This window comes from Brevibacillus centrosporus (assembly GCF_046622605.1).
GTDB lineage: Bacteria > Bacillota > Bacilli > Brevibacillales > Brevibacillaceae > Brevibacillus > Brevibacillus centrosporus.
Genome location: NZ_CP176856.1, coordinates 1,978,573 through 1,993,939, shown reverse-complemented (window position 1 = coordinate 1,993,939; position 15,367 = coordinate 1,978,573). Strand labels below are relative to the sequence as shown.

Below are 15,367 nucleotides of genomic sequence, written 5' to 3'. Positions count from 1 at the left end.
TGGGAAGATGCTGGCTTGGGATCGAGCTTTGGCGGAGGGGAGGAAAATTTTCTCCCTTTTCCTCGGCCAGCTTTTCCTTTCTGCGGCAGCTGCGGCATTTCACGATGATCCGGGTTCAAGAGCATAAAAAAGAAGCCCGCTCCACAAGGCGAGGCTTCTTTGCACTAATCATCATTTTCTCAATCTCTGAACAGTCTCTAGCAAATGGGGGACAGCCTTTTTCCCCTGATCGATGCAATCCGGCACACCTACACCGTTGTACGATGCCCCAGCCAGCATGACTCCCGGGAGGCTGCTCGCCACTTTTTCGGAAACGTCCCGCGCCCATGCCTGGTGGCCCACGACGTACGGAATGGCGTTCTGCAATCGCGTCACGCGGTAGAAGTCTGGTTTCTGACGGATCGTCATGGTTTTGTGCAAATCGCGCAGCGCGAGCTCCATGACTTCTTCATCGGTCAGCTCCATGAACGATTGCTCCTTGGCTTTCCCTACGAAACAGCGCAGCAGTGCCGCTCCTGCGGGAGTCGTATGCGGCCATTTACGATGCGCCCATGTACACGCTGTGATTTTCGCACCAGCGTTGCGAGGAACGATAAAGCCCGTTCCCTCCAAGCCTAAGTCAACAGCTGATTCCGGAAACGCCATGCTGATCGTAGCCACCATATGGGGCTTTGCCTGTGGCAAGGAAGGTACAGACGTATAAGGACGTAATAACGGTTCGGCAACAGCATGAGGAACGGTGAACAAAACGGCATCTGTTTCCATCCGCTCCCCGTCTTTCATAACGAGCGTATATTTTCCGGATTCCTGCTTCAGCAGCTCTTTGACCCCTGTATTTTTACGGATGGCACTGGCTGGCAGCTCCTTCTCAACCCCCTCAACCAACGATTCCAAACCGTTTTTCAGGGTGAGAAAAATTCCTTTGGGCTTTCCTTGCACCTTCGCCTGCGGCCTAGACTTTTTCATAGCCAGGATGAGACTGCGGTGCTGCTTCTCCATCTGGGCGAATTGCGGGAAGCTGGCGAGGAGACTCAGGTTGTCAATATCGCCCGAGTAGACGCCAGACAGCAACGGCTGAATCAGATTTTCAATGACCTCATCACCCAAGCGGCGGCGGAAAAATTCTCCGACCGAGATGTCCCCGTCACCACTTGATGCAGGCAAGATCAAGTCAGCAGCGGCACGAATTTTCCCTGACCAGGAAATCAGATCGGTCGTGACAAACGGCATGAGCTTGGTGGGAACGCCCATGACAGCCCCTTCAGGAATCGGGATCAGCCGTTCGTTGTGCCAGATGTAGGCCTGTCCCGTGCTGTTTCGAACGAGCTCCTGCGCAAGCCCGAGATCCGTCGCTAGCTGCGCCGCGCTTGTTTTTCGCTCCAGGAAGGAATCTGGCCCTTGCTCGATGACAAAGCCTTCATGCCGCCATGTCTGAATCTTGCCGCCGAGTCGTCCATTTTCCTCAAGAAGCTGGAACTGAATCGGCAAGCCTTTTTCTTCAATTTCCTTCTGCAAATAAAAGGCGGCGGTCAAACCTGTGATGCCGCCACCTACTATCGTAATATGATAGGTTTTGTCACTCATACAAATCGATCCCCTAGTCCGCCAGCTTTTTCCCGACGGCATCGGCCAGACAGGAGATAAAAGCAGGTCTGGCATTCGGCATCGGCGGGCGGTAATATTGGACGCCCAGTTCTTCGGTGACCGTCTTGCATTCATAATCGTTGTCGTACAACACTTCCAGATGCTCGGCAACGAAACCAACTGGACAGTATACGTAAGTGGTAAAGCCGTATTTCGAATAGAGCTCGCGCGTCAGATCCTGAACGTCGGGACCCAGCCATGGCTCAGGCGTGTTTCCCGCACTTTGCCAGCCGATCGCAAAATCAGGAATCCCCGACTTTTCCGCAATCAGCTTGGCGGTTTCCTCCAGCTGGCGCGGATACGGATCGCCCGCTTTCAAGATTTTTTCCGGCAAGCTATGGGCAGAGAAAATAACGACTGCCTTTTCCCGATGCTCAGCCGGCATTTGGGCAAACGTATCGTTGATCGCTTTGACCCAGTAGTCGATAAAGCCTGGCTCGAGATACCAGCTCTCGATGCTGTGAATCTCTGGGCCATTAATCGCCTCAGCATGCTCCTTGGCCCGGCCGTTGTACTCTTTTACGCTGTAGCTGGAGTAGTGCGGCGCGAGGACCAGGCTGACCGCTTCCGTAATTCCGTCCTGCTTCATCTGTTCCACGGCATCCTCGATAAAAGGGGCAATGTGCTTCAGGCCGAGGTATCCGACGAACTCCCGATCCGGATAACGCTCGTTCATTTCCTTCACCAATGCCGATACTTGCTCGTCTGTAATCTCAGCGAAACGGTTCAGCCCTCCGACAGCCTCATAGCGTGCCTTCAGATCGTCCAGCTGCTCCTGTGGAGGTCTTCTTCCGCGTCGGATATGTGTGTAGTACGGTTCAATATCTTCGCTGCTGCGCGGTGTGCCATAGGCCATCATCAGCAGCCCCGTCTTTCTTTTTGCCATCGTCCATACGCCTCCTGGCTTACAAGTTGCGTTTGTAGCTGTGAATGAACTGGGTCAGCTTTTGCAAAGTCTCTACCTTCGCATCAGGGAAGACACCGTGGCCCAGATTGAAAATGAAGCCTGGCTGACGGGTTCCCTCATCCAAAATTTCCTTTGCCTTGGACTCGAGCTTTTCCCATGGCGCCAAGAGCAAGGTAGGATCCAGATTGCCCTGCAGCGTCTTGGTTACGCCCATTTCTCTCGCCGTAGTGATCGACGTGCGCCAATCCAGACCCACGACGTCCACCGGAAGAGCATTCCAGTCCATCAAGAGATGTCCCGCACCGATTCCGAAGTAAATGGTGGGAACGCCCGTGTCCTTCAATGCATGGAAAATGCGGGTCATCACTGGAGTAATATATTCACGGTAGTCCTCGTCGTTCAATGCACCTACCCAGGAGTCAAACACCTGAACAGCCTGTGCACCTGCTGCGACCTGTGCTTTGAGGTACGTAATCGTCAAGTCGCCTAGTCGGTCCATCAGCGCTTGCCATGCTTGTGGCTCGGTATACATGAATGCTTTTGTTTTATGGTAATGCTTCGAAGGGCCGCCCTCAATCATATAGCTGGCAAGCGTAAACGGCGCACCCGCGAAACCGATCAGCGGCACAGACAGCTGCTGGCGCAAAATCTTGATCGACTCCAAAATGTACGGAACATGCGTTTCTGGTTCCAGCTCATGCAGTCGCTGTACATCTGCAAGTGACTGAATCGGATTGGCAATCACTGGACCAATTCCCGATTCAATGTTCACATCGACCCCAATCGGCTTGAGTGGCGTCATAATATCGGCAAACAGGATAGCTGCATCCACGCCCAGCTGCTCCACTGGCAAACGCGTTACTTCCGCACAGACTTCCGGTATGTAATTCATTTCAAAAAAGCTATGCTTCGCCCGGATCGCACGGTATTCAGGCTGGTAACGTCCAGCTTGCCGCATGTACCAAACTGGTACATGGTCCGTCGCTTCCTTTCGACATGCTTTCAAAAACGTATCGTTAAATGGTTTTGCGGTCATGAATAAACCTCTCTTTACACAAGAATCTTCCCCTACCCTATGATACCATTGGGCATTCGACAATGTAGGGACCTTTTGTGTCAAAATCTTTTCGTTTCTCGTTTTGCCAAGCTATTCCATCAGTCTTTCCAATCTTCCCCTATTGAATGCGAATATCGCCTGTCGATGTTTTTACGGAAAGAATGGAACCACCCGAACCAGCCGAAGCTTTCACGTAATGCTCTTCTTTTTGTTCGTAATTCAACCCTGGCCAATCCACTTGAATATCGCCTGTATCTGTTTGCAGCTCCAATTTGGCTTCTTGTGGCTTTTTCTCAGTGAGGAGGCGTATGTCTCCTGTGTCCGTACGAATATCCACATCGTGCATAAGCTCAGGCAGCGCTAATTTGGACACGTCTCCTGTACTGCTTTCGATAGTCAGAGCCGATCGAATGTTCAAAAGCTTCATATCCCCGGTATCCGTTTCGAGAGTGAGCCTGTCTCCCGTAAATCCTGCGATGTCGATATCTCCTGTGCTCGAGGTCACATTTGCTTCCTTGGCTGCGATCGCTTCGCTCTTGATATCGCCCGTAGCCGTTTCCAGGGAAATGGAATCGTAGACTGCTTCCGGCAGCATGACTTCTACCCGCAAATGGCCATTCCCCATGAAAAACGGTTTGAACTGCATGGGCTTTCGCACACTCACGCGCAGCGTTCCATCTGCGTCCACATTGCTCTCAAATTGAATTCTGTCCACATCGTCTTCTGCCGTTTCCCCTACCAGCCGGACCATGGTCGAACCCGTATCGCTCTTTTTGATCAAGACATCCGTCGTGTCGACCGACAAATCCAATGCTTTGACCTTCTGTTCCATGGTTCGAGCCTCGTCGATTGTCTTTAAGGAAAATGCAAACTGCTCCTGCTTGGAAAATAGCCAACCAAGTCCGGCTACTCCAATGATAAAGAGCAGCAAGCAGAGACCGAACAGCTTCTTTGCTACGTTTCTCATTTTATTTCCCCCTGATCATTTGCACGTTGAACTGGAGATACCGCAAAAATTGCCGATACATCCATCTGGTTAGACGCAGCAGGCCGATGATCAGCATGCCACCCAATCCAACAGAGGCCAGACTGCCGAACAGCAAAAAGAGCCTTTCCTGGGAAACCGTTGGGATACCGTACTGAACCACCATCCCCAGCGGCGCCGCCAGCAGAGTCACAGCTACACAATAACAGGAGATCAGCACCCCGATCAAAGCCAAGAACGGCCCCAGCACGAATATCAAATTAAAAAAGCCGAGACTGACGGTGGCCACGATGGCACGGGTCATGTTTCCAACGGAAGCGTTGGACTGCGCCTGATTGATCCGGTACCCTGCAAGCAGCTCACGAGCCAGCAGCTTGGGACTTCCCAATGCCTCTGCGATCTCATGCTCATTTTTTCCTTCCTGTATCCCCATCAAAAAATGCTCGGTATAGTCTGCCAAAATATCGAGCCGTTCCTTGTCTGGCAATTCGCTTAGCAACGAGCCCATTTCATCCATGAACTCACGTCTCGTCATAACCGAGTCCCTCCCCTATGATCTGGTTGACACCGCGGTCAAAAATGCGCCACTCCAAAACAAGATCGTTCATATACTCACGCCCTTGCTTTGTCAACCGGTAGTATTTGCGCGGCGGCCCTTCCTGTGATTCCATCAGATATGTGGTAAAGTAACCATCCTGAGTCAACCGACGCAGCAAGGGATAGACCGTACCTTCGGCGATGTGAAACTTTTCCGAGATGCTCGCAACAAGCTCGTAGCCGTACCTGTCACGCTTGGCCGTCAAAACCAAGACACAAAGCTCCAAAACGCCTTTTTTAAATTGCACATTCAATGCCCATCACCCATGTCAAAGTTTACCAAACAGGTACTGTATATTGCAAGGTACTTTACGAAGAAAAGGACAGGGTGCCTTGCAGCGCCCTGCCCTTGCTAAACGTCCTTATTTGACTTCTACAATGCGGCCTTCCACTTTTGGATTGACCACTTGGCGCTTGATCAGTGCTTCTTCTACGACACTGTACATCGACAAGCCTGTATTGAAGAATGGCTTTTTGAAGGACTCATAGCCATCTCCGCCAGCTGCCAGGAAGTCAATGGTAGCCACTTTGTACGTTTTGGTCAGGTCAAGCAGCTTGTCGCCAACTTTTACCTCGATCACACGTTCGCCAGCCGGTTTGGTCGGGTTGTACGAGAAGCTCATGCCGCTGATTTGCGGGAAGCGTCCAGCACCTGTTTCTACTTGGCTTACCCCGTTTTCCAGTGCTGCTTTCAGCTCTTCACCGGTTACTTCTACGATGGACAAGGTATTGTTTTCAAACGGCAGGAGCGTGTACAGGTTTTTCTTGGTGATGTCGCCTGCGTTCAGCTGGGTACGGATTCCTCCGCCATTTGCCAGTGCTACATCTGCTTCATGGCCTTTGATGGACTGCGTGCGCTCCAGCATGATGTCCGCGATCAGGTTTCCGACGTTGGTTTCTTTCGCACGAACCAGTGCGCGGTCGCCATCCAAAGGTACTTCGGACTTCGCGATCACTACGTTCATTACGCTGTCAATCTGAGACACGACGTCTTTTACCATTTTGTCCACTTCTGGATCCGCTTGGACGGTTTCATCGTACTCTTTCAATCCGCCGGAAAAGGCAACGAGCTCTTCGCCCAGATAGTACAAGTCAGCACGTCCGAGAGACTTGCCGTACTCCCAGTCTTGAACGATGTAGGTGCCGTTTACTACTTCTGGTGCTTTCAGTGGCGTATGGGAATGACCGCCTACGATCAGATCGATTCCCGGTACGTTTTTCGCGATTTCACGGTCTACGTCCACACCGATATGGGAGACTACCACTACGTGATCGGCTTCCTTTTTCAGCTCAGGCACGATCGTTTTAGCCACTTCTACCGGGCTTTTGAACGTCAGGCCTTTTACGTTGTTCGGGTGAGTCAGAACAGGCGTATCTTCTGCTACAAAGCCCACAAACGCGAACTTCTTGCCGCCGATCTCCGCTTTGTACGTCGGTACCAGCAGGTTTTTGCCATCTGCGGTAAATACGTTTGCATTGATCACGGGATGATCCAGGGAATCGCGCAGCTTCAGCAATTGCTCGTAGCCAAAATCAAACTCGTGGTTACCAGCCGTCATCAGCGTGTAGTCCAGGCTGTTGAGGATAGGCAGGATGGACTCCCCTTTGAACTGGTTCACAAATACCGTTCCTTGGAAGGTGTCACCTGCATCCAGCAGCAAGAAGTTTGGATTTTCTGCGCGCCACTCTTTAATGAGCGTAGCGATTTTCGCATAGCCGAATTCTTTTTGTGCGGTGTCTTCTTGGATATGTCCATGTGTATCGTTGGTATGAGCAAGCGTGATATGCGTAGTAGCAGCTTCACCCAAGGCGTTGAAGAAATCGCCACGCGTTACTGTCGCTTTGTTTTCCAATGCGATCTTGTAGCCCAGTTTGCTTGCTACTTCTGCCAGCTTGGTGGAGGTGAGAACTTGCGTTGCTTTTGCCGCATCCTCTGCAGAGACAGCGCCTTGTGCTTTTGCCCAAGCCAGGTAAGGAGCAGACCAGCTTTCGCCTTTTGCAGGTGCAGCGATTTGTGCGCCTTTCAGTTTTGCAAAGACAACCGTTGCTTCTGCCAGTGTTACGCTGCGATCCAGAGCCAGATCGCCGTTTTGACCAGCGGAGATGATGGATTTTTTGACCATCCAGTCAGCGTGCTGTACAGGATGAAGCGGTGCAGCAAATGCAGAGGTAGCCATCATGGAAGCAAAGACCACCGATGCAAAAGCTGTCATCGTGATACGACGTGCCTTTTTCATTTGGGAATTCCCCTCTCTCATATGTATCTATATTGATAGAATTTCCTTGTCCATTATAGCAAAATTTACTAGGCCATTGGTGAGAATTATCTAATTTTTCGACACGAAACGGACGATTGCTTCTGTCAGCTGTTCCGGTGCCTCCAGCATCCCCATATGACCAGCACCCTGCAGTTTCACTTGCTCGATGTTTTCCCCATTTGCAGTGAACGTTTTTTCAGCAGGAATGATTTGATCCTCTTCACCCGCGACTAATAGCACGGGGAGCTTTGTTTGCTGCAGAACTTCGGTACGATCTACGCGATCGCGCATTCCTTTTAATGTCTGAATGGCTCCGACTGGCTTCGTGAACAGTCCGATCTCCTTTGCCAGCTGCACGTTTTCAGGCATCGTCGCCACATGACCAGGCGCAAACAGTTTCGGGATCAGTGCCTTGATAAATGGCTCCATGCCGTTTTCCCGAATGTTTTCAGCCCCTTTGTCCCGATTTGCCTTCGCTGCCTCATCGTCTGGATAGCCTGTCGAATGAATCAGCCCAAAACTGGCCAGCTTGTCCGGATACTTCTGCGCGAAGGCGAGGGTCACATACCCGCCCAGTGAATGCCCAAACAAATGAATGGGTCCCACCCCAAGCTTGTCCACAAACTGGGCGAGATCTTCTGCAAATGTTTCCATCGAATACGTCTCTTCTGGAGCGGAGCTGCCCCCATGACCTCTCAAATCAACCGCGATGACGCGAAAGGATGGAGAAAGCGCAGGGAGAACTTTCTGCCAATAACCAGAGCTGCCGCAAAAACCGTGCAGCAAAACGACCGTTTTCGTGCCGCTGCCTTCCTCCTGATAGACGACATGCACGTCATTTTCGAGCTGTATCTGTTTTTCCAAATGTGATCTTCCTTTCCAGGCTTTTTTCAATAGAGCTTTCAAAGGATAGTATTCCCTCTTTTGATGGGGCTCGTACACAAGAGATCGAACAGCCGGTAGTCAGTCCCGGACTAGGAACTCAGGGGCAGGTAGATTTCGTACGCATTTTCTTTGCGCTCGGAAGCATGCACCGAGGGGACGAACCGATCGTCGTACCGCTCCATACGCAGCGCTTGCTCATCTACCAGATGCCCATTGTCTTTCACCCATTGGAACGCACCGAGATACGTTTGCTGCACCTGCTCCATGGGGCCTTCATGCCTAAAACGGGCATAGGTCTTCTCGGGCAGCGTCAAACCGACCATACCTGCGGGAATCTGGGCAAATGCTTCCACTTCGACAGCGATGTACTCCGTAAAGAATTGGTACTTCTGATTTTCGCTGCTGATGTCGTAACGGACATGCGGGTCGATCACTTGGGCAATTTCTGGCTGTCTTTGCAAAAACATTTCCCATACTTTTGGCATTTCTGCAGCCAGGGCTGGGAAAGTCCCTGAAAAGCTCACTCCAATCAGCAACTTCTGTGGTACGACCACGATTCTTCCTTCCACCTGCTTCACGCCCCTATTCCCATTTTTTTCTTCTATTTTACCATAGTCGAAAGGACAACCCGCAAAAAAAGAAAGCCTCTCCTGATCCGTTCAGGAGAAGCTCTCAGTATACTTCCTACAGTTTTTTCATCGCTTGATAGCTTGCTTCAATCGTTCTTTCGATATCCGCTTCCGTGTGTGCCAGGGAGACAAACATGCCTTCAAATTGGGACGGTGGGATCATGATGCCTTCCTCCAGCAGATGGCTGAAGTAGGCAGAGAACCGCTCCAGATCGGAGGTTTTGGCTGTCTCGTAGTTGATAACCGGTGTATCGGTAAAGAACAGACAGACCATGGATCCAACGCGATTGAGCGTATGCGGGATGCCGAGCTTCGCAGCATTGTCCGCCAAGCCTTCTGCCAGACGCGCGGACAGCTTTTCTAGATACTCGTAAGCGCCCGGTTTGCTGAGCTCTTGCAGCGTAGTCAGACCCGCAGCCATTGCCAGCGGGTTGCCGGAGAGCGTCCCTGCCTGATAGATAGGACCGGCCGGTGCGATTTGCTGCATGATTTCCCGTTTGCCGCCATATGCGCCGACTGGCAGTCCGCCACCGATCACTTTCCCCATCGTGGTCAGATCAGGTGTAATGCCAAACAGCTCCTGCGCTCCACCGCGTGCGACACGGAAGCCTGTCATCACTTCATCGAAAATGAGCAGTGTTCCGTATTGCTGTGTGATCTCACGCAAGCCTTCCAGGAAACCTGCAACCGGAGGAACTACCCCCATGTTGCCGCCGATCGGCTCGACGATCACTGCAGCGATATCGTCTCCATACGAGGAGAAAGCAAGCTTTACGCTTTCCAAATCGTTGTACGGAACGGTAATGGTATTGATCGCGGTTCCTTCAGGTACGCCTGGGCTGTCAGGCAGTCCGAGCGTCGCGACACCGGAACCGGCCTTGATCAGAAGGCTGTCGGCATGACCGTGATAGCAGCCTTCGAATTTCATGATTTTATTGCGCTTGGTGTAGCCGCGAGCGAGACGCAATGCGCTCATAGTCGCTTCCGTACCGGAGTTTACCATCCGCACCACTTCTACCGATGGCACCAGCTCGCATACGAGCTTTGCCATTTCGGTTTCGCGCTCGGTTGGTGCACCAAAGCTCGTTCCAAGTGCTGCGACTTCCGTAATCGCTGACAGCACGCGTGGATGCGCATGTCCGAGAATCAGCGGACCCCAGGATCCGATGTAATCAATATAGCTGTTGCCGTCTACATCAAAGATATGGGAGCCTTCTCCCTTTTCGATGTAAACCGGGTTGCCACCTACACTTTTGAAAGCACGTACCGGGCTGTTAACCCCGCCTGGAATGTAGTGCTGTGCTTCCGCAAAGAGCTGTGTCGATTTTTCTCTCTTCATGCTCTCGTCACCCTTTCAGCCATTTGGAAACGTCTTTGGCGTGATATGTAATGATCAGATCGGCACCCGCACGCTTGAAGCCGACCAATGTCTCCATCACGATACGCTCTTCATCGATCCAGCCATTGGCAGCTGCTGCCTTCACCATGGAGTACTCGCCGCTCACGTTGTAAGCCACGATAGGCTGGTTGAAGTTTTCACGCAGACGCACCACCATGTCCATGAAAGCCAAGCCTGGCTTGACGATCAAGAAGTCCGCGCCCTCTTTTACGTCAGAGGCAGCTTCACGCAAGCCTTCACGCGAGTTGGACGGATCCATTTGATACGTTTTGCGGTCGCCGAACTGTGGAGCAGAATTCGCTGCATCGCGGAAAGGACCGTAGAAAGCAGAAGCGTATTTAACCGCATAGGACATGATCGGAATATGCGTAAAGCCAGCTTCGTCGAGCGCTTCACGGATGGCAATCACAAAGCCGTCCATCATGTTGGAAGGCGCGATGATGTCAGCTCCGGCCCTCGCTTGGGATACAGCCGTTTGCGCCAAAAGCTTGAGCGACTCGTCGTTATCCACATCTCCATCGTGGATGACGCCACAGTGTCCGTGATCGGTGTACTCACACAGGCAGGTGTCCGCGATCACGATCATTTCTGGGTAAGCTTCTTTAATCAGACGAATCGCCTGCTGGGTAATCGCACTGTCATCGTACGCGCCAGTACCGCACGCATCTTTCGCTTCCGGTACACCAAACATGATGACCGATTCAATACCTGCCCCAACGACTTCCTTCATCTCGATTGCCAATTGATCCAGGGAAAACTGGTACACGCCTGGCATGGAAGGAATCTCTTTTTTCACATTGCTTCCTTCTACAACGAACAGCGGGTAGATCAGGTCCTCCATCCGTACGTGGTTTTCCCGAACCAGATTGCGCATGGCCGCACTACTACGCAGGCGGCGATGACGGTCAAATGTTTGTGCCATGTCTATTCCCTCCCAGTTTCTCTATCAAAGCTGTAAGCAAGCCCTCCACAGTAAACTCCGTTGCGACCACCTGAACCTTCAGCCCATTTTTCTGTGCCGTTTCCGCTGTGATAGGACCGATGCAGGCGATTGTCACCTGATCGAGCCATCCTTCCTGGGCAAAAGGAGCCATGGCCTGCACAAAATGAGTCACGGTGGAAGAGCTGGTAAACAGGATTCCATCAATGTCGTGGTTATGAATGCGCCGAGCCGCTTCAGGTGCCAGCTCAGCATCGATGACGGTATGATACACATCTACTTCCGTCACTTCCAATCCTAGTCGAACCAATTCTTGCGGCAAAGTTTTGCGAGCAATGTCCGCCCTTGGGAGCAGCACACGCTGACCGGGAACAAGCCGATCATGCAAGCTCGAAAGCAGCCCTTCTGCTACATAATCCGAAGGGATGACAGCAACGCTCAGCCCCTCTTTTTGCAAAGCTGCGGCTGTTTTCGGGCCAACTGCTGCCACCTCGGCACGGATCATTTCGATACCAGCTCCGACGGCTCGCATCCGCTCCAAAAAGAACTGAACGCCGTTCACACTGGTAAAGATCAGCCAGTCAAACGTCTCGAGCTGAGCAATCGCTTCATCCACCTGACTTGGATCATCGGGCGCAACCATTTTCAGAAGAGGAAAGGCATAAGCCTCTCCTCCCAGAGCCTCTATCTTTCCTACGAGCTCCCGCACCTGGCTGCGAGCCCGCGTGACCATGATGCGCTTGCCTGCCAGCGGTCCAGCAGATTCGAGCTGCGCATCTGTCATTCTCATTGCTCATTCTCCCGCAGCACTTGGGCCAGCACCTCTCCGGCGCCTTGGGCAAGCAGTGCCTCCGCTACTTGTATACCCAGAGCAACAGGATCCGTACCGCTCGCGGTATTTTTAAACATTTGCTTGCCATCCGGGGAACCGACCATTCCCGTCATCGTGATCAGGTCGCCTTCTCCAATCGTCGCATACGCACCGATCGGCACCTGGCAGCCGCCCTGCAGTTTGTGCAGGAAGCTGCGTTCAGCTGTTACCGCCAATCTCGTCGGTTGATGATCCAGCTGACGCAGCAGCTCTAGCGTCTCTGTATCATCAGCACGGCATTCGATTGCGAGTGCACCCTGCCCTACTGCAGGCAAAGAGATTTCGACTGGCAGGTACTGAGAGATCGTTCCATCGAAGCTCGCACGCTCCAATCCAGCTGCGGCCAGGATGATCCCGTCGAAGTTTCCTTCCGCAAGCTTGCGCATACGAGTGTCGATGTTTCCGCGCAAGGACTCGATCTGGATGTCAGGACGATACGCCATCAGCTGTGCGGCACGGCGCAGACTGCTCGTTCCCACAATCGCTCCTTCCGGGAGTTCATCCAGCGTTTTTCCGTCCTTCGAGAGCAGCACATCTCGCGGATCCACTCGTTTGGGAATCGCGCCAATGACCAGCCCCTCCGGAAGCTCTGCAGGCATGTCCTTCAAGCTGTGTACGGCAAAATCCGTTTCTTTATCATACAGAGACTGTTCAATCTCTTTTACAAACAAGCCTTTTCCCCCGACCTTAGACAAGGTCACATCGAGGATGCGGTCGCCCTTGGTCACGATCTCATGCAGAGCAAAATCCGCTTCCGGCGCGATCTCCTTCAGACGGTCTACCACCCAATTCGTCTGAATCAGCGCCAATCTGCTGCGCCGCGTACCCACGTTCCATTTTTTCATGACTGCCTCCTAGAACAGCTTTACCACCAGCTGTGAAATGTTGAAGTATTCGCTCCAAAAAAGTTGATCAAAAGCAAAGCGAATGCAAGGATGTTCCAAATCTGCATTTTGCGAATCGGCATCGTATCCCTGTATCTTTTATAAACCCAGAAGGAATAGCTGGCTAGCACGATGAGAGAAAGGACCACCTTGGCATCCAGCATAAATTTATCCGGCAGTACCATTTTCGCCCAAATAATCCCCAATACAATCGAAAGCAACAGCATGGGCACACCGAGCATGTTCATCCGGTATGCGTAGCTCTCCAGCTGATCGAGGCTCGGTAGCCTCCGCAGCAGCGGTGTCCATCGGCGTTCCTTGAGCATTTTATGCTGCAGCAGGTACATGCCGGAAAAAATCAGGGACAAGGAAAATGCGCCGTAGCTGAACATCGCCAGCGTTACATGTGTCAACAGCAGCTCGGACTGCAAAACGCTCGATACGGCGACGATCGGTGTCTCCGGCAAAAACATGGACATGACCAGAACGACAAACCCGATAATATTCGTAAAAAACACCAGTAAGTCTATTCGAAAAAAATAGTGAATGGCAAGTGAGAGACTTACCAACACCCATGAATAAAAAAAGAGCGTTTCAAACAAAGTGATGACAGGAAAATACGTCTTCATGATTGTCTGTGAAACAAAAAAAGCAGTTTGCAAGGCCCAAACGACAACAAGCAACCCGAAAGCCAAACGATTGACTTTCCGGTTGCTTTGCAAGAAGTCGTTAAAATAGAAGAGAACACTTGCAGCGTAGAGAAAGATCGTCAGGTCGTAGATCCATCTCACCTCGGCCATGCACTCTCTCCCCTCTTTCCCATCGGTTTCTATCGGTTTGCTCTAATCGCGGGCGCGGGAGAAGCTACTTGTTTGGTTTTCTCGTCTGCCCACTTGGCTTCCTTTTCTGTACGTTCCAAAATATCCTCCAAGGCAAACATCTTGGAGAACATCTCCAAAACTTCCTCGCCATCTTTTGAAGCCGCCATCTCTTTCAAGCGCACCACCGGATCATGCATGAGCTGATTCACGATCCCTTTTGTCGTCTTGCGAATGATATGTAGGTCGCGCTCTGTCAGGTTAGGCAGCTTGTTTTCGATCTTGCGCATCGCTTCCACCTGGACACCCAGCGTCTTTTCACGCAGAGCAGCAATCAAAGGTGCCACGCCAAGCGTTTGATACCAGTTGGAAAAAGCGAGGATCTCGTCCTGAATCATGGCATCGATGCGATCTGCTTCACGGGAACGCTCAGCCACGTTGCTCGCCACGATGCCTTCCAGATCGTCGATATCATAGAGAAACACATTGTCCAGATCGTGCAAATCAGGGTTTAAATCACGCGGTACCGCGATATCGACCATGAACAGTGGACGATGCTTGCGCTTTTTCATGATCGGAGCCAGTTCGTTTTTGCCCAGGACGTAGCCGTTTGCCCCAGTCGAGCTGATGACGATGTCTGCTTCGAGCAGCGCCGCTGGCAGCTGCTCCATCGTACAGGAGTCCCCTTTGAATTTCTCGGCCAGCAGCTGCGCTCTTTCCAGTGTGCGATTGGCCACGATCACTTTTTCCGAGCCATTCGCATGCAAATGCTTGGCTGTCAGCTCACTCATCTTGCCTGCCCCTACGATCAGCACCGATTTCCCTGCAAAGGAACCGAAAATCTTCTTCCCGAGCTCAACAGCCGCGTAGCTGACCGATACGGCATTTTGACCAATCGCTGTCTCGGTATGCGCACGCTTGGCAAACGTAATCGCTTGCTTGAACAGCATGTTAAACACAGTGCCCGTCGTCGCATGCTCCTGCGCCAGCAAGAAAGCGTCACGCACCTGTCCCAAAATCTGCGTCTCTCCTACGACCATGGAATCCAGTCCAGAAGATACACGGAACAGATGGTCTATCGCCTCTTCGTTTTCCTTTATATACAAATGATCCTTAAATTGCTCTTTCTCCACACCAAACCATTCCGCTAAAAAGCGACGTGTATAGTCACGGCCGATGTTGGCCTGATCACATACGACATAAATCTCCGTGCGATTGCACGTACCGAGAATGATACATTCCGCAATACTCTTCGTCTGGGAGAGTAGATGAAGAGCACGGGCGGTCCCATCGTCACTAAACGTAAATTTTTCGCGTATTTCGACAGGCGCCGTTTTATAATTGAGGCCCAGCAAAAGAATATCCATAATGTCCTCCCAGCATGACGTGCTTACATACACCATGTGTAAAATGCACTATTATTATAACATTATGTCCAGAATCGACCACGAGTAATTGTGAAAAATTTATTAACGGCGTGCACTTTCCATCCG

Annotated in this window: 15 protein-coding genes; all 15 read right to left on the bottom strand. The window is 51.7% G+C overall.

What is annotated here, in order from left to right; genetic code table 11:
- Window positions 1-171: 171 nt before the first annotated feature.
- Window positions 172-1,584: a protoporphyrinogen oxidase gene (gene hemY, locus ACLIN2_RS10230; protein WP_411503975.1), complete on the bottom strand. Its 1,413-nt coding sequence runs from the start codon at window positions 1,582-1,584 to the stop codon at window positions 172-174.
- Window positions 1,585-1,597: 13 nt separating this feature from the next.
- Window positions 1,598-2,530, bottom strand: a complete 933-nt coding sequence (hemH, locus tag ACLIN2_RS10225) for a ferrochelatase (protein ID WP_092269642.1) — start codon at window positions 2,528-2,530, stop codon at window positions 1,598-1,600.
- 19 nt (window positions 2,531-2,549) lie between these two features.
- On the bottom strand, window positions 2,550-3,587 hold the full coding sequence (gene hemE / locus ACLIN2_RS10220) for a uroporphyrinogen decarboxylase (RefSeq protein ID WP_092269645.1): 1,038 nt from the start codon (window positions 3,585-3,587) through the stop codon (window positions 2,550-2,552).
- 139 nt (window positions 3,588-3,726) lie between these two features.
- Window positions 3,727-4,575, bottom strand: a complete 849-nt coding sequence (locus ACLIN2_RS10215) for a DUF4097 family beta strand repeat-containing protein (RefSeq protein WP_411503974.1) — start codon at window positions 4,573-4,575, stop codon at window positions 3,727-3,729.
- Window position 4,576: 1 nt separating this feature from the next.
- Entirely contained in the window at window positions 4,577-5,128 is a 552-nt protein-coding gene (locus tag ACLIN2_RS10210) for an HAAS signaling domain-containing protein (protein ID WP_122924777.1), read from the bottom strand.
- Window positions 5,115-5,444 carry a PadR family transcriptional regulator gene (locus tag ACLIN2_RS10205; protein ID WP_092269654.1) on the bottom strand — a complete coding sequence of 110 codons (330 nt, stop codon included), beginning with the start codon at window positions 5,442-5,444 and terminating at the stop codon, window positions 5,115-5,117. The genes ACLIN2_RS10210 and ACLIN2_RS10205 overlap by 14 nt, the downstream gene beginning before the upstream one ends.
- 108 nt (window positions 5,445-5,552) lie before the next feature.
- Entirely contained in the window at window positions 5,553-7,427 is a 1,875-nt protein-coding gene (locus ACLIN2_RS10200; RefSeq protein WP_411503973.1) for a bifunctional metallophosphatase/5'-nucleotidase, read from the bottom strand.
- Between the two features lie 90 nt (window positions 7,428-7,517).
- Entirely contained in the window at window positions 7,518-8,312 is a 795-nt protein-coding gene (locus tag ACLIN2_RS10195) for an alpha/beta fold hydrolase (RefSeq protein ID WP_411503972.1), read from the bottom strand.
- Between the two features lie 110 nt (window positions 8,313-8,422).
- Window positions 8,423-8,911 carry a GyrI-like domain-containing protein gene (locus ACLIN2_RS10190; RefSeq protein WP_411503971.1) on the bottom strand — a complete coding sequence of 163 codons (489 nt, stop codon included), beginning with the start codon at window positions 8,909-8,911 and terminating at the stop codon, window positions 8,423-8,425.
- Window positions 8,912-9,017: 106 nt separating this feature from the next.
- Window positions 9,018-10,301, bottom strand: a complete 1,284-nt coding sequence (hemL, locus tag ACLIN2_RS10185) for a glutamate-1-semialdehyde 2,1-aminomutase (protein ID WP_400582612.1) — start codon at window positions 10,299-10,301, stop codon at window positions 9,018-9,020.
- 7 nt (window positions 10,302-10,308) lie between these two features.
- Window positions 10,309-11,283, bottom strand: a complete 975-nt coding sequence (hemB, locus tag ACLIN2_RS10180; protein WP_411503970.1) for a porphobilinogen synthase — start codon at window positions 11,281-11,283, stop codon at window positions 10,309-10,311.
- Window positions 11,267-12,091: a uroporphyrinogen-III synthase gene (locus ACLIN2_RS10175; protein ID WP_411503969.1), complete on the bottom strand. Its 825-nt coding sequence runs from the start codon at window positions 12,089-12,091 to the stop codon at window positions 11,267-11,269. The genes hemB and ACLIN2_RS10175 overlap by 17 nt, the downstream gene beginning before the upstream one ends.
- Window positions 12,088-13,017 carry a hydroxymethylbilane synthase gene (gene hemC / locus ACLIN2_RS10170; protein ID WP_122959665.1) on the bottom strand — a complete coding sequence of 310 codons (930 nt, stop codon included), beginning with the start codon at window positions 13,015-13,017 and terminating at the stop codon, window positions 12,088-12,090. The genes ACLIN2_RS10175 and hemC overlap by 4 nt, the downstream gene beginning before the upstream one ends.
- A 20-nt stretch (window positions 13,018-13,037) precedes the next feature.
- Window positions 13,038-13,856: a cytochrome C assembly family protein gene (locus ACLIN2_RS10165; protein ID WP_122959666.1), complete on the bottom strand. Its 819-nt coding sequence runs from the start codon at window positions 13,854-13,856 to the stop codon at window positions 13,038-13,040.
- Between the two features lie 29 nt (window positions 13,857-13,885).
- Entirely contained in the window at window positions 13,886-15,241 is a 1,356-nt protein-coding gene (gene hemA / locus ACLIN2_RS10160; protein ID WP_411503968.1) for a glutamyl-tRNA reductase, read from the bottom strand.
- Window positions 15,242-15,367: the final 126 nt, after the last annotated feature.

Bases quoted from the DNA above. Each gene is read 5' to 3' on its own strand.
- hemC (WP_122959665.1), bottom strand. From the start codon at position 13,017: ATGAAAAAATGGAACGTGGGTACGCGGCGCAGCAGATTGGCGCTGATT.
- ACLIN2_RS10215 (WP_411503974.1), bottom strand. From the start codon at position 4,575: ATGAGAAACGTAGCAAAGAAGCTGTTCGGTCTCTGCTTGCTGCTCTTT.
- ACLIN2_RS10210 (WP_122924777.1), bottom strand. From the start codon at position 5,128: ATGACGAGACGTGAGTTCATGGATGAAATGGGCTCGTTGCTAAGCGAA.
- ACLIN2_RS10200 (WP_411503973.1), bottom strand. From the start codon at position 7,427: ATGAAAAAGGCACGTCGTATCACGATGACAGCTTTTGCATCGGTGGTC.
- ACLIN2_RS10165 (WP_122959666.1), bottom strand. From the start codon at position 13,856: ATGGCCGAGGTGAGATGGATCTACGACCTGACGATCTTTCTCTACGCT.
- hemL (WP_400582612.1), bottom strand. From the start codon at position 10,301: ATGAAGAGAGAAAAATCGACACAGCTCTTTGCGGAAGCACAGCACTAC.
- hemB (WP_411503970.1), bottom strand. From the start codon at position 11,283: ATGGCACAAACATTTGACCGTCATCGCCGCCTGCGTAGTAGTGCGGCC.
- hemA (WP_411503968.1), bottom strand. From the start codon at position 15,241: ATGGATATTCTTTTGCTGGGCCTCAATTATAAAACGGCGCCTGTCGAA.
- hemE (WP_092269645.1), bottom strand. From the start codon at position 3,587: ATGACCGCAAAACCATTTAACGATACGTTTTTGAAAGCATGTCGAAAG.
- hemH (WP_092269642.1), bottom strand. From the start codon at position 2,530: ATGGCAAAAAGAAAGACGGGGCTGCTGATGATGGCCTATGGCACACCG.
- ACLIN2_RS10175 (WP_411503969.1), bottom strand. From the start codon at position 12,091: ATGAGAATGACAGATGCGCAGCTCGAATCTGCTGGACCGCTGGCAGGC.
- hemY (WP_411503975.1), bottom strand. From the start codon at position 1,584: ATGAGTGACAAAACCTATCATATTACGATAGTAGGTGGCGGCATCACA.